Source organism: Brachyspira sp. (assembly GCF_029258575.1).
Lineage (GTDB): Bacteria > Spirochaetota > Brachyspiria > Brachyspirales > Brachyspiraceae > Brachyspira.
In genome coordinates, this window is record NZ_JARHYI010000069.1 from 1 (window position 1) to 24,126 (window position 24,126).

Annotated in this window: 28 protein-coding genes; 16 read left to right on the top strand and 12 right to left on the bottom strand. The window is 27.5% G+C overall.

The genetic code is table 11. The annotated features are described in order from the left end of the window. The first annotated feature begins 128 nt into the window (after nucleotides 1-128). The 9 genes from Q1J76_RS05455 to Q1J76_RS05495 all read left to right on the top strand — a co-directional run bounded on the left by Q1J76_RS05455 (nucleotide 129) and on the right by Q1J76_RS05495 (nucleotide 7,722). Nucleotides 129-1,088: an FkbM family methyltransferase gene (locus Q1J76_RS05455; protein WP_300367948.1), complete on the top strand. Its 960-nt coding sequence runs from the start codon at nucleotides 129-131 to the stop codon at nucleotides 1,086-1,088. A 74-nt stretch (nucleotides 1,089-1,162) separates the two neighbouring features. Further along, nucleotides 1,163-1,645, top strand: a complete 483-nt coding sequence (locus tag Q1J76_RS05460) for a bactofilin family protein (RefSeq protein WP_300367951.1) — start codon at nucleotides 1,163-1,165, stop codon at nucleotides 1,643-1,645. Nucleotides 1,646-1,659: 14 nt separating this feature from the next. Then, nucleotides 1,660-2,454, top strand: a complete 795-nt coding sequence (gene map, locus Q1J76_RS05465; RefSeq protein WP_300367954.1) for a type I methionyl aminopeptidase — start codon at nucleotides 1,660-1,662, stop codon at nucleotides 2,452-2,454. A gap of 85 nt (nucleotides 2,455-2,539) precedes the next feature. Continuing rightward, a complete protein-coding gene (locus tag Q1J76_RS05470) occupies nucleotides 2,540-3,370 on the top strand; it encodes a tetratricopeptide repeat protein (protein ID WP_300367957.1) in 831 nt (276 codons plus the stop codon). A gap of 34 nt (nucleotides 3,371-3,404) precedes the next feature. Beyond that, the gene (locus tag Q1J76_RS05475) at nucleotides 3,405-4,424 is read left to right on the top strand and encodes a hypothetical protein (RefSeq protein WP_300367960.1); all 1,020 of its coding nucleotides are present in this window, start codon (nucleotides 3,405-3,407) and stop codon (nucleotides 4,422-4,424) included. 138 nt (nucleotides 4,425-4,562) lie between these two features. After that, on the top strand, nucleotides 4,563-5,237 hold the full coding sequence (gene sdaAB, locus Q1J76_RS05480) for an L-serine ammonia-lyase, iron-sulfur-dependent subunit beta (protein WP_300367963.1): 675 nt from the start codon (nucleotides 4,563-4,565) through the stop codon (nucleotides 5,235-5,237). Between the two features lie 22 nt (nucleotides 5,238-5,259). Next, a complete protein-coding gene (gene sdaAA / locus Q1J76_RS05485; RefSeq protein WP_300367966.1) occupies nucleotides 5,260-6,141 on the top strand; it encodes an L-serine ammonia-lyase, iron-sulfur-dependent, subunit alpha in 882 nt (293 codons plus the stop codon). Nucleotides 6,142-6,314: 173 nt separating this feature from the next. Next, nucleotides 6,315-7,292 carry an ankyrin repeat domain-containing protein gene (locus Q1J76_RS05490; RefSeq protein ID WP_300367969.1) on the top strand — a complete coding sequence of 326 codons (978 nt, stop codon included), beginning with the start codon at nucleotides 6,315-6,317 and terminating at the stop codon, nucleotides 7,290-7,292. A gap of 91 nt (nucleotides 7,293-7,383) precedes the next feature. Then, nucleotides 7,384-7,722, top strand: a complete 339-nt coding sequence (locus tag Q1J76_RS05495) for a hypothetical protein (RefSeq protein ID WP_300367972.1) — start codon at nucleotides 7,384-7,386, stop codon at nucleotides 7,720-7,722. 51 nt (nucleotides 7,723-7,773) lie between these two features. On the opposite strand, the gene Q1J76_RS05500 is transcribed toward Q1J76_RS05495, so the two are convergent. After that, the gene (locus Q1J76_RS05500) at nucleotides 7,774-8,427 is read right to left on the bottom strand and encodes a hypothetical protein (protein WP_300367975.1); all 654 of its coding nucleotides are present in this window, start codon (nucleotides 8,425-8,427) and stop codon (nucleotides 7,774-7,776) included. Between the two features lie 276 nt (nucleotides 8,428-8,703). Here Q1J76_RS05500 and Q1J76_RS05505 point away from each other — a divergent pair, with 276 nt between their 5' ends. From Q1J76_RS05505 to fabV, 3 genes are all read left to right on the top strand, one after another. After that, nucleotides 8,704-9,390, top strand: coding sequence for a potassium channel family protein (locus Q1J76_RS05505; protein WP_300367978.1), 687 nt, complete (start codon nucleotides 8,704-8,706; stop codon nucleotides 9,388-9,390). Next, entirely contained in the window at nucleotides 9,390-9,605 is a 216-nt protein-coding gene (locus Q1J76_RS05510; RefSeq protein ID WP_300367981.1) for a DUF2905 domain-containing protein, read from the top strand. The genes Q1J76_RS05505 and Q1J76_RS05510 overlap by 1 nt, the downstream gene beginning before the upstream one ends. 103 nt (nucleotides 9,606-9,708) lie before the next feature. Further along, nucleotides 9,709-10,887, top strand: a complete 1,179-nt coding sequence (gene fabV, locus Q1J76_RS05515) for an enoyl-ACP reductase FabV (protein ID WP_300367984.1) — start codon at nucleotides 9,709-9,711, stop codon at nucleotides 10,885-10,887. A gap of 139 nt (nucleotides 10,888-11,026) precedes the next feature. On the opposite strand, the gene Q1J76_RS05520 is transcribed toward fabV, so the two are convergent. From Q1J76_RS05520 to nhaC, 4 genes are read right to left on the bottom strand one after another with little or no spacing between them, the layout of a single operon-like run. Next, complete coding sequence (locus tag Q1J76_RS05520) at nucleotides 11,027-11,398, bottom strand: type ISP restriction/modification enzyme (RefSeq protein WP_300367987.1); 372 nt, start codon at nucleotides 11,396-11,398, stop codon at nucleotides 11,027-11,029. Nucleotides 11,399-11,440: 42 nt separating this feature from the next. Next, nucleotides 11,441-11,857: a type ISP restriction/modification enzyme gene (locus Q1J76_RS05525; RefSeq protein ID WP_300367990.1), complete on the bottom strand. Its 417-nt coding sequence runs from the start codon at nucleotides 11,855-11,857 to the stop codon at nucleotides 11,441-11,443. Beyond that, nucleotides 11,857-12,168, bottom strand: coding sequence for a hypothetical protein (locus tag Q1J76_RS05530; protein WP_300367993.1), 312 nt, complete (start codon nucleotides 12,166-12,168; stop codon nucleotides 11,857-11,859). The genes Q1J76_RS05525 and Q1J76_RS05530 overlap by 1 nt, the downstream gene beginning before the upstream one ends. A gap of 54 nt (nucleotides 12,169-12,222) precedes the next feature. After that, nucleotides 12,223-13,647: a Na+/H+ antiporter NhaC gene (gene nhaC / locus Q1J76_RS05535; RefSeq protein ID WP_300367996.1), complete on the bottom strand. Its 1,425-nt coding sequence runs from the start codon at nucleotides 13,645-13,647 to the stop codon at nucleotides 12,223-12,225. Nucleotides 13,648-13,897: 250 nt separating this feature from the next. Here nhaC and Q1J76_RS05540 point away from each other — a divergent pair, with 250 nt between their 5' ends. Then, nucleotides 13,898-14,410, top strand: coding sequence for a chemotaxis protein CheW (locus Q1J76_RS05540; protein WP_300367999.1), 513 nt, complete (start codon nucleotides 13,898-13,900; stop codon nucleotides 14,408-14,410). 4 nt (nucleotides 14,411-14,414) lie between these two features. On the opposite strand, the gene Q1J76_RS05545 is transcribed toward Q1J76_RS05540, so the two are convergent. Continuing rightward, complete coding sequence (locus Q1J76_RS05545) at nucleotides 14,415-15,020, bottom strand: 5-formyltetrahydrofolate cyclo-ligase (protein ID WP_300368002.1); 606 nt, start codon at nucleotides 15,018-15,020, stop codon at nucleotides 14,415-14,417. Further along, a complete protein-coding gene (locus Q1J76_RS05550; RefSeq protein WP_300368005.1) occupies nucleotides 15,001-15,762 on the bottom strand; it encodes a PilZ domain-containing protein in 762 nt (253 codons plus the stop codon). The genes Q1J76_RS05545 and Q1J76_RS05550 overlap by 20 nt, the downstream gene beginning before the upstream one ends. 153 nt (nucleotides 15,763-15,915) lie before the next feature. On the opposite strand from Q1J76_RS05550, the gene Q1J76_RS05555 reads away from it, so the two are divergent. Continuing rightward, on the top strand, nucleotides 15,916-16,383 hold the full coding sequence (locus Q1J76_RS05555; protein WP_300368008.1) for a YkvA family protein: 468 nt from the start codon (nucleotides 15,916-15,918) through the stop codon (nucleotides 16,381-16,383). An 11-nt stretch (nucleotides 16,384-16,394) separates the two neighbouring features. After that, nucleotides 16,395-18,467, top strand: coding sequence for an ATP-dependent DNA helicase RecG (recG, locus tag Q1J76_RS05560; protein ID WP_300368011.1), 2,073 nt, complete (start codon nucleotides 16,395-16,397; stop codon nucleotides 18,465-18,467). Nucleotides 18,468-19,025: 558 nt separating this feature from the next. Here the strand turns inward: recG and Q1J76_RS05565 are convergent. Continuing rightward, the gene (locus Q1J76_RS05565) at nucleotides 19,026-20,717 is read right to left on the bottom strand and encodes a phospho-sugar mutase (protein ID WP_300368014.1); all 1,692 of its coding nucleotides are present in this window, start codon (nucleotides 20,715-20,717) and stop codon (nucleotides 19,026-19,028) included. 208 nt (nucleotides 20,718-20,925) lie between these two features. On the opposite strand from Q1J76_RS05565, the gene Q1J76_RS12605 reads away from it, so the two are divergent. Further along, nucleotides 20,926-21,096 carry a hypothetical protein gene (locus Q1J76_RS12605; RefSeq protein ID WP_300368017.1) on the top strand — a complete coding sequence of 57 codons (171 nt, stop codon included), beginning with the start codon at nucleotides 20,926-20,928 and terminating at the stop codon, nucleotides 21,094-21,096. A 47-nt stretch (nucleotides 21,097-21,143) separates the two neighbouring features. On the opposite strand, the gene Q1J76_RS05575 is transcribed toward Q1J76_RS12605, so the two are convergent. Genes Q1J76_RS05575 through Q1J76_RS05590 form a run of 4 tightly spaced genes read right to left on the bottom strand, consistent with a single transcriptional unit; the run spans nucleotide 21,144 to nucleotide 24,123 of the window. Then, nucleotides 21,144-21,782: an outer membrane protein gene (locus tag Q1J76_RS05575; RefSeq protein WP_300368020.1), complete on the bottom strand. Its 639-nt coding sequence runs from the start codon at nucleotides 21,780-21,782 to the stop codon at nucleotides 21,144-21,146. A gap of 11 nt (nucleotides 21,783-21,793) precedes the next feature. After that, a complete protein-coding gene (locus tag Q1J76_RS05580) occupies nucleotides 21,794-22,450 on the bottom strand; it encodes a tia invasion determinant (RefSeq protein ID WP_300368023.1) in 657 nt (218 codons plus the stop codon). A gap of 32 nt (nucleotides 22,451-22,482) precedes the next feature. Further along, nucleotides 22,483-23,172 (bottom strand): autotransporter outer membrane beta-barrel domain-containing protein, encoded by a 690-nt coding sequence (locus tag Q1J76_RS05585; protein ID WP_300368026.1) that lies wholly within the window; start codon nucleotides 23,170-23,172, stop codon nucleotides 22,483-22,485. A 12-nt stretch (nucleotides 23,173-23,184) separates the two neighbouring features. Continuing rightward, a complete protein-coding gene (locus Q1J76_RS05590) occupies nucleotides 23,185-24,123 on the bottom strand; it encodes a hypothetical protein (RefSeq protein ID WP_300368029.1) in 939 nt (312 codons plus the stop codon). Nucleotides 24,124-24,126: the final 3 nt, after the last annotated feature.

Genomic DNA, 24,126 nt, shown 5'->3' on the forward strand with positions numbered 1-24,126 from the left:
GCGAGTAATTTTTATTAGCAATAAATTAAATTGTAATACTTAAAATTATTAGGAGATTATAAAAATTACGAGTTTCTATTAGCTTTAGCTGATAGAACTAATAGCGAGTAATTTTTATTAGCAATAATATGAAAGAAATAGAAAAAATATTAGAAGAATGCCGAAGTAAGGTAATGAAAAAAATCAGCAGTGCTAATATAGTGGAAACTGAAAATAATGATAATTTTATCAATGCCATGAAAGAGGATCATAATAATAGTTTTGAAATTTTTTATAATATGCTTGAAGAGGATTATTCAAAGGAGTTATTTAAAAAAATAGTAAGGTATAGATATTTACTTGCATTCAATAAGGATGCCTATAGTAATACTAGAGAAAAAATAAAATTGAGTATCAAATATGGTTCTATTAATATATTTTCATGGGGACTAAAAAGGTTTTTATTTCTTTTAGAAAAAAGTAAATATCCCAAAGAAATAGAAAATTTTCTTCTTTTTTATATATTCAAACTTGAACAGTATAATATTAAAAATATTTTTGAGGTATGCGGAGATAGTGTAATATTTGATGTAGGAGCTTGGAAGGGGGACACTGCTTATTTCTTTTCAAAAAAATGTAATGATAATGCTAAGATTTATGCTTTTGAACCTGATAAAAATGCCTATGATACATTAAAATCAATTAAACAAAAATATAATTTAAATAATGTAATATTGGAGAATGTTTTATTTTCTAATAAAAAAGAAATCATTGATTTTGTATCTATGACACCTAATACGCCTGCAGTTAAGATGAATGCTATTACTTTAGATGAATTTGTTGAAAATAATAATATAGAAAGAATAGATTATTTAAAGATGGATGTAGAAGGAGCGGAGAAGCATATACTTGAAGGAGCTGTAAAAACAATAAAAAAATTCAGACCTTCTATTGCTATTGCTATTTATCATGGCGGCGAGCTTTTTATGGAAGATTTTTATAAGGTACCAATATTTATCAAAGAGATAACAGAAAATTATGATTATTATATAAGAACTTTCTCGCCTTGGGGAGGAGAGACAGTACTTTTTTGTATACCTAAAAAATAAAATTATGTTATAATTAATATAATATTGACTTTTTATAACTATCTTATAAAATCAAATTTTAGGAGTTAGAATTTATGGCAAGAAAAGACATAGTAAACAGCGTTATAGGAGATGGTTCTTCTTTTAAAGGTACTTTTATTGTAAAAGGTTCTTTTCAGATAGACGGAAAATTTGAAGGAGAATTGAAAATAGACGGACATTTGATTATAGGACCTAATGGTAAAGTAAAAACAAGTACAATTATAACAGAAAGTATTACTATAGCAGGAACATTAATCGGAAATATCGATGCTCAAAAAGAAGTTGTATTAATAGAAACAGGAAGAGTTTTAGGAAATATAGAAGCTCCTAAAATAGATGTAGGGGAAGGTGCTGTTATACAGGGTGAGATGACTATTACAGGCGGACAGAAAAAAGATATTACAAAAGTAGTTCAAGAATCATTTACAGGTATGAAAATTGAAGATGAAGAATTTTCAAATAATAATACTGTTAATAATGATAGTTCAAATAATAATTTAAATATGAATAATAATAATTCAAATAATATAATATAAGGTGAATATGTAAAATGGCTATAAAAATAAAAACACAAGCGGAAATAAATTTAATGCGTGAAAGCGGACATATATTGGCTAATGTATTTAAAGAGGTTAGTAAGATAGTTCAGCCCGGCATCTCAACAAAAGAAATAGATAAATTTGTATATGATTATATAAGAAAACATAATGCCAAGCCTTCTTTTAAGGGATACGGTAATCCTCCTTTTCCAGCTTCTGTATGTGCTTCTATCAATAATGAAGTAATACATGGTATACCTAGCAAGAATAAGATCTTAAAAGATGGGGATATTATAGGTCTTGATATAGGAGTATATTATAAGGGATATCATTCTGACAGAGCATTTACTTATAAAGTAGGAAATGTATCTGAAGAGGCAGCAAGATTAGTAGAAACTACTATGCAGTCATTCTTTAACGGTGTAAAAAAAATTAGAGACGGCGTTCATTTAGGAGATGTTTCTCATGCTGTGCAGAAAACTGCAGAAGATGCAGGTTATTCTCTTGTAAGGGAATTTCAAGGTCATGGAGTAGGTGCTAATTTGCATGAGGAGCCTGCTGTACCAAATAGAGGTAAGCAAGGATCAGGTCCTATACTTAAAACTAATATGGTTATAGCTATAGAGCCTATGGTTAATATGGGACATCATGCCATTTTAATAGAAGATGATGATTGGACTATTGTAACAAGAGATGGTTCATTATCTGCTCATTATGAACATACTGTAGCGGTTACAGAAAATGGTGCTGAAATATTAACAGCTTTAGAAGATGATGAGATAGTAAATAAATATTTCAAGAATTAGATTTGTTATAAAAAAATCATTTAATGTAAAAATTTATTATACCGATATATTAAATAATAAAAAAAACTTTATTTTGATGCAGATTATGAAACGTATATTTTTAACATTTAATATATTAGTATTGATTCCTTTATCAATATATGCTAAAGGTCAGTCCCTTAATATCCCAAATAGAACAGCTGATACAGTAAGAACTATAAATATAGATACAAATACTTATAGTTCATTATTCAACGGTAAATTAGAACCTGCTTGGGTATATATAGGGGAGGCTAAAAGGGCTATATATAAAGGCGATATAGCTTATGCTCTTTATATAATGAATAAAACTTTGATGTATTATCCTGATAATGCTGATGCTCATTATTTTTTGGGCTTAATATATGAGAAAGAAGCTGGAAGTCCTGCAGAACAAGGCGGTGCGGCATCATATCGTTTGGCTATAGAAGAGTATAGAAAAGCTATAAACTTATATACTAATCTTACAATACCTGCTTATAAGTTGGATTCGTATTTCAGCCTTTTGTATATTTATGAGAAATTAATAGATGAAAATAATTATGCTAATGTAGAAAAAGAAATCATTGATATGGCTGATAAAACATATAAAAAGTATGAGAAAGGAAGAATATATTTTAGATTAGCAGAACATTATGGAAATAGAAACCGAGGTACTGCTGCTATAGATTATTATAGACAAGCTTATTTAAATGGATATAGACAAAAATTATCACTTTTCAGAATGTCTTTAATTTATAGAAGAATGCGTAATTATGTTCAGGAGAAAGAAACTTTAATACTTGCTAATAAATATGATTTTGATAATGTAGAACCTAGTAACTTTGATGTTCAAAAAGCTATTGTTCAGAGATTAGAGGCATTGAGAAATGTTAGAATACCTAAGAAATTAAATTAATTGATGATTTAATTTTTAGGAATTAAGTAATATTATGATATTTTTGTTTATAAATGATTATGTTCAGATTTTTTATTTAAAATCACAGCAGAGCTTTAATTCTTATTTAAATAAAATTTTTGCAGCTACAAAATTTAATAGCAAAATTTATTATACAATATTTATTTTACTATTTATATCTATTGCAAATTTATATACTCAAGAAAATAACTTAAATTATATTAAAAATGATTATAGCTTTAAAAATCCATTTCGTATATATGAAGTTGACAAATATTATATGGGCTGGCAGGATCCTAGAGCCTTTATAGGAAGAATATTATTTGCTAAAAACTTTAATGTAGATAAAAATTTATCACTTATAGATCCTAATGTTAATTGGGATTTCAAATCGGTAGCATTATATATTGAAGGGCGTTTGGCTAGTGAAATAATGTTTTATAGGAATAAATATTTTTCTGTAGGTATGGGCGGAGCTATGGAAATTTATATACTTGGAAGAAATAATGGATTATTTGATGTTTATGATTTTTCTGGGCAATTTATGGTATTTGCCGATCTTTGGCTTCAAAATCTTGTAGGTATTAATATGAAAATAAGATTTATACCTATGTATCATCAATCTACTCATTTGGTTGATGGTTTTAAAGGCGATACCAAAATTAGAAGCGGAAGTAGTTATGAATTTGGTTCTATATCAGTTTATTATTATATAAAAAATTTCAGTATTTATTTAGGATCTGAAATTTCTTATAATGCTGTTGGAAATAGTCCGCAATTATTTAGAATACATACAGGTCTTGATTATAGATTTCCTTTATATAAAGATGAGATTAGCTTGATAACAGGAATCAATATTGCTGCTATTTTGGATAAAAAAGACAGATTAGGATTGATAAATGATACTTGGCATGCAGCTGTTAATTTTGGTATAGGAATAGAGTTTTATAGATATGCAGTATCTTTAAAAGTTGGATATGGAAAACCTAGAGGTGCTTCAAGTTATTTCGGATATGAAACTAAAGTCGGTCTTGAAATAAGTTTATTATTTTAATTATTGAAATAATTTTATTAATAGTAATTATCAATATTTTTTCATATTTTTTTATTCTCTGTTTATAAAAAATTAAAAAAAACTATATTCAAAATTTATTTATTATGTTAAATTATAGTTATAAATGGAGGATATTTTATGGCTACATTATTCGATATAATAGGTCCTGTAATGATAGGGCCTTCAAGTTCGCATACGGCAGGAGCTTGTCGTATAGGGAAGCTTGCTAAAAATATTTTAGGTGAAGATGTAAGGGAGGCTAAAATTTATTTGCATGGATCTTTTGCATTAACTTGGAAAGGACATGGAACAGATAAGGCTATTTTAGCAGGTCTTTTAGGATTTGATACAGATGATCCTAGACTTAGAGATAGCTACGATATTGCTTATAAATCAAATCTAAAATATGAATTCATACCTACAAAATTAAGGGAAGCTTTTCATCCTAATACTTTATATATTGAAGCTAAAGGGGATAATAATGAAATTAATATATTGGCTTCTTCCATAGGAGGAGGTTTGATAGTTTTGGATAAAGTTAATGGTATTGAAGTTCATTATAAGGGTGATTTTCCTACTATTGCTATAGTTAACAAAGATGTTCCCGGTATTATAGCTAAAGTTACTTCTATCATATTTGAAAATGGTATTAATATTGAAAATATGAATGTAACTCCTCAATTTGAGGGTCCTAATAAGGGATATGCTATTATTGTTATAGGTATGACTGATGTTATATCTGAAGAGATTGAAAATAAAATAAGAAATATAGAGAATATAAGAGACTTTGTATTTTTAGATAAATTATATTAATATTATATGGAGATAAAATATTATGGATATAAAATCTATAGAATCATTAGTTACTTTAGCTTCAGAAAAGAATGTGAAAATAAGTGATATAGTAATAGATATAGAAGCTAATAGCCAGAAATCCAGTAGAGAAGCTGTTATTGCAAATATGAGCAAATACTATGACATAATGAAAGAATCTGTTGTAAATGGAAAAAAAGATAAATTTAATTTTGTAACAGGTTTGCAAGATGAATGTGTTGAAATAGTAGATAAGTTTTACAGAGCTAAAAAGGGTATATTAGGAGAGGTAGTTGGAGAGGTTGTAACTGCTGCAATGGCGGTAAGTGGTTATAATGCTTGTATGGGTAAAATTATAGCTGCTCCTACTGCTGGAAGTTGCGGAGTAATGCCTGCTGTTCTTACAGTATGTGAAAATAGGGGATATAATAAAGAAGATGTAGTAAAATCAATGTTTACTGCTGGAGGATTGGCAGATATTATTGCTCAAATAGCTACATTTGCTGGTGCTGAAGGCGGATGTATGGCTGAATGCGGTTCTGCTGCGGGAATGGCTTCAAGTGCATGTGCTGAGATTATGGGCGGTACTCCTCAGCAATGTGCTGACGCATTTGCTCTTACTATATCAACTATGCTTGGACTTATATGCGATCCTATTGCTGGATTTGTTGAAGTGCCTTGTATGGGAAAAAATGTTATGTCTGCCGTTCATGCTATTGTTTCTGCTGAGATGGCTTGTGCTGGTTTTAGAAGTGTTATACCTGCTGATGAAGTTGTACTTGCTATGAAAGAAGTAGGAGATGGAATGGATGAGAGATTTAAAGAAACTTCTATGGGAGGACTTGCCAATACTCCTACAGGAAGAGTGATCGCTGAAAAACTTTTAGGTAAAGTAAATAAATAATTAATATAAGGGCTTTCTATTATTTGTAAGCCCTTTATTTTTGATATTTATAAATAATTTTAAATATATTAATATAAAAATTGTCATTATTATATTTGTAATTGATATAATTCTTAAGATATGTTAATATGTTTAAGAGGGAGAGAATATATGGTTAATTATTGGGGGATGCTATGAGATTTATCATATATGCATTTTTATTATTATCATTTTTATCATGCACTCAAAAAAATACCGACTATATCAATAAAGATGCTCAAAATGATGAAAAAACTCTAGAAAGTAATGATATAGTTCAGGATTTATCTTTAGAAGATGCTATAGCAAAATATGATGGAAGTCCTTCTATAAATATAATAAAAAATTTGATTTCTTCTGGTAATATAAATAATACTTTAACAGCATCTACAAATATAGTAAATTCTGAAGATACAGAATATGATCTTAGTGTAACTTTTGATGAGGGTACTACTGCTTTAATGATAGCTTCATATTATGGTTATGCGGATTTGGTAAATGCACTTATACAAAATAATGCTGATGTTAATTTGAAAAATAAGAAAAATTATACTGCTCTTTTATATGCTACTGATATATGGGCTAGACAGGGTATTGGAATATATGACAGTAATTTTAATGTAGTTGAACTTTTAGTTAATGCCGAAGCAGATGTTAATGTTGCTAATAATTATGGCTGGAGTCCTTTATTTTTTGCCGCTGATAATTCTAATTCTGATATAGTGATTTTTTTGGTAGATAATGGTGCCGATATTAATTTAGTATCTTCTGAAGGTATTACTCCTCTTTTAATTGCTAATGATGTAGAAAGTGTAAAAGTGTTAGCAAAAACTACTAATATTAATAAAGCAAATTTGGCTGGTATAACTCCTTTAATATCTTTTTCAGGCAGAGAGATATCTACAGAGGCTATTAATATATTATTAGAAAATGGTGCTGATGTTAATATAGTTGATAAAGATGGAGAAACTGCTCTTTCTTATGCTATAGAAAATAGTAATTTTGAAACAGCATTAATACTTCTTAATAATAATGCCAATCCTAATCTTGCTAAGAAAAAGGCTAAAGAGCTTGCTGAAATCGCAAGAGAATTAGGAGATGAAGAGGTAGCTGCTATATTAGATAAACATTGATATATAAATATTATTATAAATTATTTTGACAAAATTAATTTATTTTGATATATTTAATATACTAAAAAATATATAATTTGGAGTTTTTATAATGTTTGATAACAATGTTCATTATATAAGAAAAGAACTTGAATCTATTTATAAGATTATAGTAGAAAATTTGGGTAAGGAATTATTAAATACTGAGATTAAACGTTTAGAGTATGAGCCTAAAATGGATAGAATTAATATAAATAACTTTATCTTTATAAGACTTACTTTTGAAAATGAGTATGATCATAAAGAATTATATTATGATATTTATATTGAAGATGAAGATGGAAATAATGTTGAGAGAGCTTTAATTAGTGTTGAGAAACCTTTCACTAAAGTTGTTGATAAGATTGATTATTTGGTGAAATTAGATTATATGGCTAATAATGATGATTAAAAAATAATTAAAAAAGGGACTTAAAATTTAAGCCCCTTTATTTTTATATATTTATAATGGTTTTGTAGATAATACGAATTTATCATCTCTGTATTTTGTAGTATTTCCATTTATTATATCATTTAGTTTTAATTTTACCATCTCTATATTATCGCCATCAACTATATATAAAGTATCTCTGTCTTCTAAATAATAACCTTCATATTCAACATCATATCCAAAATTATCTTTTTCGATATTTTGAACTATGCATGCATTTCTGCTCTTCTTATCATCTTGAACCTTAAGAGCTATATCTTCAATATGTTTTAATGAAGAATATTCATCTTTTTCATCCATTCTTCCATTTTCATATTCTCTTTTTACCATTTTTGAAGTTGGATCAAATAATACAAACTCTTCTTCTGTTTCTAATCTTCCGTCATCAAAATCTGATTCTGATTGATACCAAACAGTATTGTATAATCTTTCTAATAATGTGTAGCCATCTTGATTATATGTAACATTATTAGCTTTAATAGATGCATTCACTTTTAAAGTTTTGCTGTTTCCATCCCAATCAGCCAATGGAGTACCTTCTTTTTTTGTTTTATCATCACTAGGTACATTTGATGTTAATGGTTTATCTATAGGACCTTGTTTGCTATTACATGATACAACTGCTATAAAAGATAATATAGTTAAAACAAATATCATTTTTTTCATGTAATTAACCTCCTCTACATTTTTTATTATATATATAATAACATAATAGAAAATGTAGTGTAAAAAAAAATTGTTTAAATATATTAAATTCAAAATATTTTTTAAATTTATTAATTTTGAAGTAAAGAAAAAGTATGAAAATTATATACTATTATATTTTTATGTAAATTTTATTGATATTTCATGTTTATTAGTATAAATTTAATTTATAATATTTTTTGACAAATTTTTATATTAATTTTATAATATATAAAACTAAATTTTAGGGGTATTACTATGCTTCAATATGCTGTTATAGGTGTAGGAACTTTAGGTAAAGCATTAATTAATAGACTTATGACAAAACCTTCAATAGAAGTATTTGCTATAGATAATGATATTAATGAGATAGAGGCTATAAAAAATAATGTTACTCAAGCTATGAGACTTGATTCTACTCAGAAAGAGGCTTTAGAGGCTATAGAAATCAATAAATTTGATGCTGTTATACTTACTATAGGTGAAGATATGATGACAAGTATATTAACAGCATTACTTTTAAAAGAACTTAATGTAAAAAATATTATAGCAAGATATTCTAATGAGAAGCATAAAGCCATACTTAGTATGATAGGAGTAACACATTTAGTTAGTCCTGAAGAGTCTATGGGTATACATATTGCAGAACAGCTTGAAGTTGGAGATACTGTTTTACTTTATGATTTAACAGAGTATCATTCTATAGTAGAATTTCCTGTTCATGGCAGTCTTGCTGGAAAAAATTTCAAAGAGCTTGATTTAAGAAAAAAATATAAAATTAATGTTGTGGCAGTGAAGAAAGAGACAGTCGGTATATTGGGAGAGAAAAAAATAGTTGTTGATTGTACACCTGATCCTGATGAGCCTATGGTTGAAGGTGATATACTTATTATTGCAGGACATGATAAAGATATAGAGAAGATGAATAAAAAAATGGCTGAATGATGAATACTTATCTTGCAAAAATTTTTATAGTTATTGGTGTAATATCAATAATAATTGGAATATTATTCTTATTTAAGATAAAAATTCCTTTTGGTAAATTGCCCGGAGATATTTTTATAAAAAAAGGAAATTTCACCTTTTCATTTCCTTTGACTACAAGTATAATTGTAACCTTGATACTTGCTTTCATTAGATGGATAATTTCTAAATTTTAGCAATTTGCATAATATATTTTTATTAATAATAAATTACTTTTTCTATTGAAAAAAAAATTAATTGATATACTATTATAAAGTCTAAAAGTAATGGAGGAAATATATGATAGTAAAACCGCAAATAATAAATAATGTATGCAAAACATCTCATCCTACAGGCTGTGCGAAAGAAGTTGAAAATCAAATAAATTATGTTAAATCTCAGCCTAAAATAACATCTAATATAAAAAATGCATTAGTATTGGGAGCTTCAGGAGGATATGGGCTTGCAAGCAGAATAGTATTAGCTTATAGTATGGGAGCTACAACTATGGGGGTATCTTTTGAGAGAGCTGCTTCAGAAGATAAAACAGCTACTCCGGGCTGGTATAATAATAAGGCATTTAGTGAATATGCCAAAAGAGATGGTCTTAAGGAAAAAACAATAATAGGAGATGCATTTTTAAAATCTTCTAAAGAGAATATTACAAAAGAGGCAAAAGAATTTTTCGGCGGTAAAATAGATTGTATTATATATAGTTTGGCTACAGGAATAAGAAAAGATGAAAATGAAGGAATAACATATCGTTCTACTTTAAAACCTATAGGTAAAGATTATAGCGGTTTTGGCACTGACTTTATGAAAGAGGAATTAATTAATGTAGAGATGCCAGCTGCAAGCGATGAGGATATAAAATCTACTGTTAAAGTTATGGGTGGAGAGGATTGGAAAGATTGGATTGAATTATTAATAAAAGAAGATATGCTTTCAGAAAATTGTATTACTTTGGCTTATTCATATATAGGACCTGAAATGACTAAAGCTATATATAGAGATGGTACTATTGGAAAGGCTAAAGACGATTTGGAAGCTACTGCTTTAAATATGGATAAGATGATGCAGGAGAAATTAAAAGGACATGCTTATGTGAGTGTTGCTAAAGCTGTTGTTACTAGAGCTTCTGCTGTTATACCTGCTATGCCTTTATATATCAGTATATTATTCAAAGTTATGAAAGATAAAGGTATACATGAAGGATGTATTGAACAGATGTACAGACAGTTTGCTGAAAAAATTTATTCTGGTAAAGGCTTTATACTTGATGAAGAAAACAGATTAAGATTGGACGATTGGGAAATGAGAGAAGATGTACAGAAAGAAGTTGCTGCTGCTTGGGATAAGATTAAAGATAATGATTCATTGAAAGCTAATGCTGATTTAGCACAATTTAGAGATGAGTATTTGCATCTTCATGGATTTGGTTTGGATGGCATAGATTATGATGCTGATGTACAGATATGATAATTAAATAATTTAAATATATTATAAAGGCATGCTGATAATTTTCAGTATGCCTTATTTTTATCATCATAAGTAATATATTTAATTACTTTAATTTTTAAGCCTCTCAAAATATCAACACTCTCTATACTGACAGCAACTATTCTAGGTATAATATCAATAATATATTAGCGTATTGAAACCCAGTCATAATTTGTGAGTTATTCTCTATGAGTGTTTTATGATGAAGTTCTTTTTCAGGCTTTAACTTTTTAGGCTTGTAATAATCGCAAATACAGTCTAAAGTAGACCTGCTTCCTATTTTATAATCAAAAGCTTTTGATGATATATTTTTGATAATGTTTTTTGAATCTAGTATTATTGTGCCTGTTTCTTTATTTAATTTTAGAGAGTCAAAGAAATTATTTTTATTAGGGTTGTCTATCTTTTTAGGAATGTAATTTAAATTGCTTTCAATTTGTAAGTTGGTGTACGGTTCTATGTTTTCAAGTAGTCTTTTGTGTCCCCACACATTTTATAGAATAGTCTAAATTATTATTCATCTATGCATCATTCAATTCTTTGCAAGCCATTTTTTTCTTTCTTTATTATAAACTTTCAAAAAATATTTTATTTTTCTTTCAAGCTGTTTTTTATCAAAATCATAATCCCAGTCATCTCTTGCAGTTAATGCTCCTAAACTAAATATTTTAAAAATAGCTTTCTGTTCTATGCCTTTACCAACCTTTTGATTTTTTACATTTTTGTCTATTAATGCTATATGCTCATAAAAGTCATTATCCGTTTGATTCAGCCATTGTCCTTTATCTGTTGTAGGCACTATGTCTTCAAAATCTATTTCTGAAAGTTTTTTTATTTCAGACAAATTCAAAAGTTTTTCATGCCTGCTTAAACTGTCGCCCATATTATAGTATTTGATATCAGCTTTTTTATTTTCTGCTTTTATTTTGGCATCTTTTATCAAAAACATTATAGCAACACCTGTTTGTATATTAAAAATATTTTCGCCTTCTCTCTTATCTTTTTTCTAAGATTGCCTTTTAAATCTACTATGTAAATATAATCAAAATCTTTCTGTACGCTTATTCTAAAGCCGTCATCTTGTTTTGAATCTAAATAGGCATTATTTGTTATAAATGCTATTATACCGTTATCATCACTTTTTATTCTCTCGCTTGCCCATCTTATAAATCTTTTATATATGTCATATTGTTTAGTTTTTTGAGCTTTACTGTTGGCTATGTATATTAATTGTATTCTTTTATCGAGTTCCTGATACAATACAAGTGTTTTTGAGTTTTCAAATATAGTATTTTATAAAGGATATCCTTTTTTTTATTTTTTATTATCCTTATTTACAGCTACAGCAAATTTCGGAAGTATAAGCATATAAATAAAAGATATTGCTATACTTATAAGATTAAAGAAAGAATAAGGCATATATTCTAAAGTATGCACTCCAAGTATGCTAGTCATGTAAACACCTGTAAGTGTCCAAGGAAGAAGCACTTCTGTGAGAGTTCCTCCTTCTTCCATAGTTCTTGAAAGTACTCCTCTATTAATATTATATTTGTCATATACTGTTTTTAATACAGAGCCTAGAGTTAAAAATGTAAATTGTAAACTACTTAATGCAGAGTTTATTATGAATGTTGTAAACCAAGTTATAAATATTAAACTTCTCACTCCAATTATAATTTTTATTAATAGATTCATAAGAGTATTAAAAGTACCTATTAATTCAAGCATAGCTCCGTATGTGAGTGCAAGTATCAAAAATAATACACTAGGCATCATACTTATCATACCGCCTCTGTTTAATAAGGTATGCAAATTGGAAGGTATAGTATCTGAATTAATAGTTTCTGACATTGAAATATTAAATCCAGTTACAAAAGATTTCATAGCATTAATTATTCCAAAATCTTGAAATAAAGCACCAAGTATTATAGCGATTAAACTTCCTATAAACATTGTTATTATAGGATTAACTTCTTTAATGCTTGCAATTAATACGAATATAGGCGGAATAAGTAGAAATATATTGAAATTAAATATATTATCCAATGATATTAAAATTTCTTTTGCTTCTTTTAGATTTAAAATGTCTGTATTTATAGGATATGCATTAAAACCTAATATAGTAAAAACAATTGCTGCTAATATTGCAGAAGGTATAGTATTTACAAGCATAGTTTTTATATGATTTTGTAAAGTTGTACCTGCTCCAAGTGCTGATAGTACTGTAGTATCGGATATTGGAGAGTTTTTATCTCCTAAATATGCTCCACTTATAATAGCCCCTGCAACCAATGGAAGAGGTATATTTGCTGCCTGAGCTATACCTATAAATGCCACTCCTGCAGTAGATGCTGATCCCCAAGAAGTACCTGTAAATATTGATAAAAATGATGTTACAATAAATGCAGTTAACGGTATGAATGAAGGGTGAATAAATTTTATTCCATAGTATATAAGCATAGGTACTGTACCTGAATACATCCAAGAACCCACTACAATGCCTATAAGTATGAATATTAATACTCCAATCCAAGTATCAATAATTTTTTTAATAAATGCATTTTCTATATCTTTCCATTTATATCCAGCAGAATATGCTATTATACATGATATTAATGTGCCTATTGAAAGTAAAAATTCTATAGGTACTGAATATTTAACAGTGAATATTAAAACAGTAATTATAATAAATAAAAGCGGAAATATCTGCCAGAATTTATTTATAGTTTTTATTTTCATAAATAATCCTAATTTTATATATTATAGTTTTATTGAGTAATATATAAACTATTTTTGTTGTAATGTCAATAGTTACAACTATGAAATTTATCATTGACTTTTAAGAAAAAATGATATACAATATAACATACTGTAAAATAAAATAGCTTATAGGCTATTATTTTTGATTGCAAATATTTCTTATTGATATAAAATATAAGAGAATATTTCCGATAATGAAGTAATTGTAAATTTTATGGAGGCATAATAAATGGCAGAGCAGACAGAGCAACAACCTATTGAAAGTACCGAAAATAGAGTTGATCTCGAAGATAGTACAAACCTTGTTACTTTTAGATTAGGCAGCGGTGAGTATGCTATAGATATCATGCAGGCTAAAGAGATAATTAAAATGGAAAAGATTACTCTTATACCTAATGCCCCAGATTTTGTAGAAGGTGTAATCAATTTACGTGGTAATATTATACCTATAATAGATTTGAAAAAGAGATTCAATTTAGAAGAAACAGAAGGAGATAAAAATACAGGTATCATCATAGTAAAAATAGAAGATGTTGATATGGGTATTATTATAGATGCTATATCAAAAGTAGTATCTATTGCCAATTCAGATATTCAGCCTCCTCCTCCAATGCTTTCAGGTATAGGGCAGAAATATATTAAAGGTGTTGGTAAATTAGAAGACAAATTATTGGTAGTATTAGATTTAGAGAAATTATTCACTACTGATGAAGAGGAAGAAGAAACTGTTGCAGAAAGCTAAAATATTAGAAAGTAGCAGTTATAACTTTACTCTCGCTGATAATTATATCAAGTATTTCATCATTATCATCTTTTGGTATTGATGGAAGTATTTGATAATCGTATGCCAAACCTATTCTTAAAGCATTTTTATTTGTTCTTAAAATATTATCATAGTATCCATTACCAAATCCTAATCTCCCACATTTTTCATCAAATGCCAAAGCTGGTATAATAAACATAGATACTTCTTCTATATTACAATCTTTGCAATATTCAAAAGGTTCTCCGCATCCGAATTTGGTATTTCTATTTATATCTTTATCATAATCATTAATATATTTTAATTTCATATTATGATTATCTATAATGAAAGGCACGGATACTTTGATATTATTTTTTAAGGCATAATTGATTATTTCATATGTAGAAACTTCATTATTGAAATCTATATATACGGATATAGAAGCGAATTTATTGATATTTACTATATTTTTAAATTTTTTAAAAATTACAGCACTTTTATCTCGTATAAAATCATCATCTAAATTATTTCTAATGAGTTTAAATGATTCTCTTATAATTTTTTTTGCTTCTTTAATATTGTTATCATTAAGAAGAGAAGTTTTCATCTTTAAATTCTACTAATAATTCTTGTAATAATTTATCTCTAATAATTTGATCTATAATTTTCTGTGAAGCCATACCTATATCGATAAATTGTACAGCAAAACCTTTAGGTAAATCAGGTTTTTGTTTTTCGTTATTTATCCAAACAACTTTAGCCTCAGTAAATAATTTGAAATCTTTAAAAGATATTGTAAGACCTAACATATCGCCTTTATCAGGTATATTAGTATCAGATGATATATAAGCTCCATTTCCACTAATAGAAAGTATATTTCTGTCTATAGTGCCTCTAATTTTATCTTTATATGCTATAATAACATTCAAAGGCCAATTTACTCTTGAATATTGTCTTCTTTTCTTATTAGCTTCCTCATCCGATATTTTATTTACTTCAGATTGTATAGCCTGTACTATTACATTAGTATCCGTATTCTTATGGAATATTAAAGAATTAGGATATAAATTAGTATCAAAATCATCTAATATATCTGTAAGTACCAATCTTATTTGAGGATTAATTTTTTTGATTTTTTCTATGAAAGTATTAATAACATCTTTTTCATTTTTATTATATCTTATTATATAAAAGTATATATCTAAATTGTTTTCTAATATATGTGCCAAGGAAGAATTAGTATCATGAAAAGTACTTATATCAAATTCATTATTAAAAGCATTTTTATATTTCATTAAAATAGCGGGATTATTTTCTATAATTACACCTTTTATTTGTTCTTTATCCATTATTAATTATCCTTATAATATTTACAATAAGTATAACATAATTTTTTATTTATGCAATATTTGAATAGAAAAAATACTTATACTATATTATTTATAATTTTTTATTAATATGTTATAATTTACAAATAAATCTTAATTTTAAAGGTATTATTTATGCGAGCAAAAGACAAGGCAAAAGAGATATGGGATAGTATTTCTTTAGACATTACTTTGGAAAAATTAAAATCTATTATTGATAAATCCAAGGATATATTAAATGTATCTTCATCTACACATCTTTCAAAGTTTCTAAAAACAATTCAATTGATGATAGATATGATAGGTGATTATATTAATGGTAATTATAAAAATATACCTTGGAAAACTATTGCATCTATAGCAGCAGCTTTGTTATATATAGTAATACCGATAGATGCTATACCTGATATTATACCTTTAGCTGGTTTACTGGACGATGCATTTATAATTGGTTTATGTTTGAAATATTTTTCTGAAGATCTAAATAAATATAGTGAATGGAAGTATGGAAAATCAGAAGATATTGAAGATACAGAATATGCAGATATAGAAAAAGATATTGATGAAGTAGAATATGAAATAGTGGATGAGGAAAATAAATAGGAAATATAGTTTTGTATACAGAAGATATATTTACAAAGAGTATAAAATATTTAAAGGGTGTAGGTTCAAAATATGCTGAAATACTTGCAAAAAAGAATATAATTACTTTATATGATTTAATAGCTTTTTTTCCAAGGGCATATGAAGATAGAAGAAAAACTTTAAAACTTCATGAGGCATTAGAAAACAAAGAGAAAACAAGTGTTGTTTATGTTGAAGTTATAGATATATCAAGCTTTACTTTTCAATATAAAAATAAGCCTTTAGTAATAGTTACTGATGGAGTTTCAATATGCGAAGTACCTATTTATGGAGGAAGACTTCCTGCTGGAGTTGCAAAAGGAGAAAAGCTATATTTAACAGGTAAATTTTTGAGAAGCGGTAGAGGTAAACTTCAATGCAGAATGACGGAATTTGAAAAACCTTCTTCTAATGCATTATCATATGGTAAAATTGTTCCTATATATCCTCTTACAGAAGGGCTTTCTCAAAAAAAATTAAGAACTTTAATTGTAAATGAGCTTGTCAATTTTGAAAAGAATATGAAATATGATATTCCAAGTATCATTAAAAAAAAATATAGACTTAAAAGTTTTGTATCTTCAATTATGGAGATGCATTTTCCAACTTCTTTTGAGGCTCTTGATGAAGCTAGGGAAAGTTTAATTTTTGAAGAGTTTTTAACTTTTCAATATATACATTTAAGCGAGAGAAGACCTAATATTTTAATAAAAGAAGAAAGATATAATTCTTCAAATTTATTAGAGAAGATAAAATCAAGTTTAACTTTTGAACTTACGGCTGATCAATTAAATACAATAGAAGAAATAAAAAATGATCTATTTTCAAATAAGCAAATGTTTAGATTACTTCAGGGAGATGTTGGAGCAGGAAAGACTATCGTAGCATTTTTAACTTCTTTGATACCTGTAGAATCTGGTTTTCAAACTGCATTTTTAGCTCCCACTGAAATATTAGCATTGCAGCATTATAATACATTCAAAAAGATTATTAAGTCATCAGGTTTAGAAGATATTATAAAAATAGATATATTAACTTCATCTGTTAATCAAAATGAGAGAGGATATTTACTGAAAAGACTTAGAGAAGGAAAAAGTAATATATTGGTAGGTACTCATTCTATACTTTATGATGAAGTTGTATTTAAAAATCTTTCTTATGCAATAGTAGATGAACAGCAGAGATTCGGAGCGGCACAGAGAAATAAATTACTTTCAAAAGGAACAAATGTTGATTATCTTCTGATGACAGCAACTCCAATTCCGCAGTCTTTAGCTTTAACATTATTTGGAGAGCTTGATTTATCAATAATAAAAAGTATGCCTAGCAGTCGAAAAGGTGTGCTTACAAAGTATAAAGAGCTTTATGAAAGAGATCATTGTTACAAATTCTTAAAAAGCAGAATAGCAAAAGGTGAGCAAGGATATGTCGTTTTTCCGCTAATAGAGAATAATGATTCCAGCTTTATTACTCTATCAAGTGAATTTCAAAGAGCAAAAGAAACTTACTTTTCAGATATTCAAATAGAAATTATACATGGTAAGATGAAAGATGAAGAAAAAGAATATATAATGAATAGATTTTCAAGAGGGGAGATAAAGGTATTATTTTCAACTACAGTTATAGAAGTAGGAATAGACAATCCAAATGCTACTACAATATTAATAGAAGGTGCTGAGCGTTTCGGTTTATCTCAGCTTCATCAGTTAAGAGGTAGGGTAGGCAGAGGAGATAAATTAGGGTACTGTTATTTAATATTACATAGCGAGCTTAATGATATAATAAAAGAAAGAATTAACATAATATGTGAAACTACTGACGGATTTAAAATATCTGAAAAAGATTTGGAATTGAGGGGAGCAGGCGAGTTTTTAGGAGATAAGCAAAGCGGTATACCTGATTTTAAACTTGGAAATATTATAAAAGATAAAGAGATAATGCGTAAAGCAAAAGATGAAATGCGTGATATACTAAAAGAAAATAAAGAAAGTTTCATAAAAGAAAATAGTATTTTTATATTCAAAGCTAATTATTTAAAATCGAGAATAGTGAAAGATGAATAGTTTTATACTTTTCAATTTTAATTACATACCCCTCCCTTTATTATTTTATAATATACTGTAAATTCTAATCTAATTTATTTTATTGTATTATTAGAAATTTTAGTACCCACCCAAGTTATGATTAAATTTTGAATTTATTTAACGCACGGTGAACTGAATTTGATATATAATGAAAGTTATAATTGACAATAAAACTATATTTTTTATTTTGTTCTGCGTGCGGGAAAGTTCATTTTAAATTTAAATAAATCTAGGGTGGGTGTTATATTTTTTATTTGAGTTTGAATGAAATTTTTTATTATTTTTTTACTTAAAATTAACAAGGAAATAGGGCGGGGAGTTAGAGTTAAATGCTCAATTAAATAATGATGCTTTTAACTTCAAATTTCATATGGCATAAAAAAAGAAGTTCCATTATGAATAGAACTTCTTTTATTATTGTTAATATTACTAATTATATATCAATTATGTTTTTAATTTGTTAAAGCAATAAATCATTAGCTAATACTTTAGTTGTAATCTATATTTAATCAGTTTCTCGCTAGTAGTATTAAGAAATTATTCTTTAATAAATTTTTTGAAATTAGCTACTTTTTCTTTAGCAACAGCAAGTCTTTTATCTTTACTTTCTTTTACACAAACTTCAAAATAGAATTTGATTTTTGGTTCAGTACCAGAAGGTCTGATAGTAATTTTTGTCTTGTCTTCTAATATATATTGAAGTACATTAGATTTAGGCAAAGTAATATCTTTTATTTTTTTACCGCTGTTATCATAAACTTCTTTTTTCTCATAATCACTTATAGTTTCTACTTTAACACCAGAAATATCTTTAGGTAAATTGTTTCTATAATAAGTCATCAAATCAGCTATAGCTTTGGCTCCGTCAGCACCTTTTTTGGTTATTGATACAGTTTCTTCATAGAAATAACCATATTTTTCATAAATGCTTTCTAAGTAATCAGCCAATGTTATATTATTATCTTTACAATAAGCAAGTACTTCAGCTAGAATCAAACATGAACTAACGCCATCTTTATCTCTTACATTTGAGTTTATACAATATCCAAAACTCTCTTCAAATCCAAATAAATAAGTTCCGTCCTTTTCTCTCTCTATAACATCAGCAATCCATTTAAATCCAGTAAGAACATCATAAATTTTTACATTATTAGAATTAGCAATAACTCTTGCAAGTTCCGTAGTTACTATAGTTTTTACTATAAATGGATTTTGTATATTTTTTTTATTATTAATTAGATAGTATGATATTATAGATCCGATTTGATTACCAGTAAGATACATATAGCTTCCGTCTTTAGTAAGCAAAGCACATCCCATTCTATCACAGTCAGGATCAGTACCCATAACAAGCTCAGCACCGATTTCTTTAGCTTTATCAACAGCTATTTGCAATGCTTCAGGATTTTCAGGGTTAGGGGAGTCAACGGTAGGGAAATTTCCATCAGGTGGTTGAGCACCTTCTAAAGTTGTTAAATTAGTAAATCCAGCCTTTTTTAAAGCCATAGGAACCATTTTGTATCCAGAACCATGAATAGGAGTATAAACTATTTTTATATCATGATGTTTTTTAATGATATCAGGATTAACAAGATAAGACATTAAATCATTCATGTATTTATCTTCAATATCTTTTCCTATAATAGTAACTTTTGAGGAATCTCCCATTTTTACTTCTTCGGGCTTAACTTTTAAAACTTCATCTATTATGTTTTTATCATGAGGCGGTACAACCTGAGCACCGTCAGTCCAGTAAACTTTATATCCATTATATTCTTTAGGATTATGGCTTGCAGTAACAACTATACCAGCAATACAGCCTAAATCTCTAACAGCATAAGAAAGTAGGGAAATAGGGTGAATATCATCATATAAATAAACTTTTATACCATTTGAAGAAAGTATCTCAGCAGCCGATTTAGAAAATACATCAGAATTATTTCTAGAATCATATCCTATAGCAACTTTATAATCACTTTTACCTTGTTTTAATATATAATTTGCAAGACCTTGAGTAGCAACACCTACAGTATATTTATTCATTCTGTTGGTACCTACTCCCATTATTCCTCTAAGTCCACCTGTACCAAATTCTAAATCTCTGTAAAATGCATCTATTAATTCTTTTTCATTTCCTGCATCTAATAATGCTTTAATCTCTTTTTTTGTTTCTTCATCATAAGATCCATTAAGCCATGAATCAATTCTTGCTTTAACTTCTTGTTCCATATATTCACCTCTATTTATTATTTATTATATAAAAATTTTAACAAAAAAATTAATAATTTCTATATATAAATTATAGTATACAAAAAGTATATAATCAAGTGAAAATATGTTAATTATTTAGGCATAGATTTACCGTAATGTATATTAGCCCAAGTAACTCCTAAAAAATTATACCATCTTTTATCATTAGTATCTTTAAGAAAAAACTTTGCCTTCAGTACTTCCTCATTTTGTTATACTATCAGGCGAACTTATAGTTGTTAATGATGAGCAAAGATTAAATGCATTATTATCTGTTGTAGTTAATTTGTCATTTAATTTTATAGTTTTTAACGATTTTACATCAAATATGAAATGTAGATACTACTATAGTTTGTAAAGTTGATGGAAAATTAATATATAGAATTATTATAGTATTTTTTGTTACTATAATTTAGGTACTTTGAATCTTATTCCAAGTAAAACCTCATGATATCCATCTATTTTGGTATCTAATAAATATCTGTATCCCAAATCAATAGACATATAAGGCAACACATTAAATGCCATTCCTCCACTAAATCCGAAAACTATTGTGCTTTTTGAAAATCTATTTTCTATTTTATTTTCTTTATTTATAAGATAATCATTTATTCTAGTTCCTACCGAAAGTCCTAAATATATAGTAAAAGGTGGGTATTTATTTAAAAGTGTTTGTCTATAACTTTCATCTGTTAATTCTTCTTTAATAAGGAAAAAGTTAATATCAAAATATACAGAACCTAATAAGGTATGCATTGCAATATCATTTGTCATTCCTATTACATTTCTTCCCATATATTCGAATTCAAATCTTACAGGAGATGATTTATTTATAGTAGGTATACTGTATCCTAAAGAGAAACCGCCTCCCAAATAATTAAAATATCCTCTATTGCCGTCATCTTTGATATAGGTATGATTTCCGTCATGTGAAAATATAAATTTAGGAGTGATGTATAATCCTTCAGGAATAAATGAAAATAATTTTTGAGTATTTCCTAATATTAATAAAAACATAAATACCATTAAACAATATTTTTTCATCTAATCCGCTCCTAAAAATTCAACCTTAAAGATGCTATAATATCATGATTAGATTGAAGTTCTGTAGTGAAAGTTAGCCTATAACTTAAATCCAAACTAATTAAAGATGTTATATGAAATGCTACCCCTACACCTAAACCGTAAAGAAATTGTACTTTGTTATAGTAGTAATTATTTTGAAAAATTCCGTTATACTCAAAACTCGTTTTTGTTATATATGTATTTAATGCAGCCCCCATTAAAAAACCGCCGTAAACTGACATAACAGGTCTTTTACCGCCGTTTATTTTGTTTCTAGCTGAGTCTGGATTATTATAATTTATATACCAAAAATTATAATCATAATAGGCAGCAAATAAAAATGTATGCGACTGCATAGTTTGTATTGTTGATATGTAAGCATTTCCAGGAACAGGATTTCTATAAAGATATTCAAATTCAAGTCTTACAGTAGAGTATTTATGAAATATATCAAAATTATAACCTAAAGCAATACCTCCTCCTACATATAGGTTTTGAATATTTTTTTTATCTTTAGGTTTTTTTATTCCAGAATCTTCTATTTCAAATAAAAATTTAGGTGCTAAATATGCTCCTATATCCATAGCCATAAGTATATTGCTGAAAGATACAATAATTAAGCAGTTAATAACAATTTTTTTTATCATATTATAAACACCATAAAATTATTTCATAAATATCAAAATAGTATTCCAATAGCCAATCTTGGAAGCGGTACAAATCTTAATATACTTTTATATGACATACCTATCTCTAATATTGATACATCTAAAAAAGGACGAATACCGCTATTTATACTTAAACCTCTTGATATATCTATTCTAAATCCCATCTCTCCTGATACATAAAAATCCCATATATTTGTATTTCTATTAGTGTATGATGATTCTGCTTTTTGATACTCTTTTCCATGAGTTATAAATAATGTTGTACCTATTTTAGGCATTAAGAAAAATCCTGAAGCTCTGTTTTTATTATTAAAATAGAATCTCATTCCTGCAGAAAAACCAATACCATATACATTTCCATTATATTTAGCTTTGGCATTATCATAATAAGTTTTCATAGTATAAAATCCAGCATCAGCATTAATTTCCATTTTTTCTGTAAGTCTGTATGTATAAGTGATATCCAATCCAAAATTACCTTGAAGTTTTAGATTATTGGGATCATTGCTTGGTAATACAAGATTCACAACTGATGGAGCTATAAGCATATAAAATATAGTAGGTCCGAAATTCATGCCTATTGAATGTCTATGTGAATTGATACCATTTTCATTATTTGTTGAAATTGTATTAGTTTCAGCTGCAAAAATGCCGTTAGTAAGTATAAATAAAAATAAAGCTATTAATATATTCTTTCTCATATTCATACCTCACTAAAATCTCAAACTGAAACCTATTCTTGGGAATATAGCAAATCTTATTGCTGAAACATAATTAGCCCATGTAGGAAAAGAATCCCAACTTGGTATTATAGTGTTAATATCAATTAAGCCGCTTCCAAAAAATCCTATTCCCTCTCTTATATCCGCATAAAGACCTGGAATTCCAGAACGTACATAATATCCTATTTCAAATAATGATATATCTATATAAGGCTTAACAGGCCATTCTTTATCTGGGAATAATTCTATAGTCCAACCAAGTTCATAAGAAAGATACATTGTAGTATCAACTGTATGTCTTTTTGTATGAAGTCCTGAAACACCGTTTTGAGTTTCAATATCATACATTAATACTTCAACTCCAAATCTGAAAGTATTTACAACCTGTTTCTTTTTTCCACCGTAAAATTTTAATCCTATTGTAGCAGGAAAATAGTATAGAGAAGTCTTAAGATAAGTATCAGAACCTACTAGAGTGTCAATATTATCTTTTATACCTCCTGGCAGTCCTCCTGTACCAATAGGAACAATATCTCCTACTTTGTCCCTAGGTATACTAAGTTGGAATGTCATAGATTGAACACCAAATCCTATTTCTACTCCTATACGCGGATGAAGCAATAATGTATATGATATAGTAGGTACATACCAAAAACTCCCTTTAGCATCTAAAGCAGTTAAATATTTATCTATTTCTCCTAAATTAATATTTGCTAAACCTGTAAATGTCTCATAGTTATCAAATATTGTATTAACCATAGGAGGAAACAAACCTGCATATCCTGGGCTTAGATTAAAGCTTATAATCTGTCTTCCTTTAATCCAGCTATAAGTATTTGTATCAGATTGTGTTGATAATGCTATCCCTTTAGCATATAAATTAATAAAAGATATATTAAATACTATAATAGCTATAAGGAATTTTTTCATAAA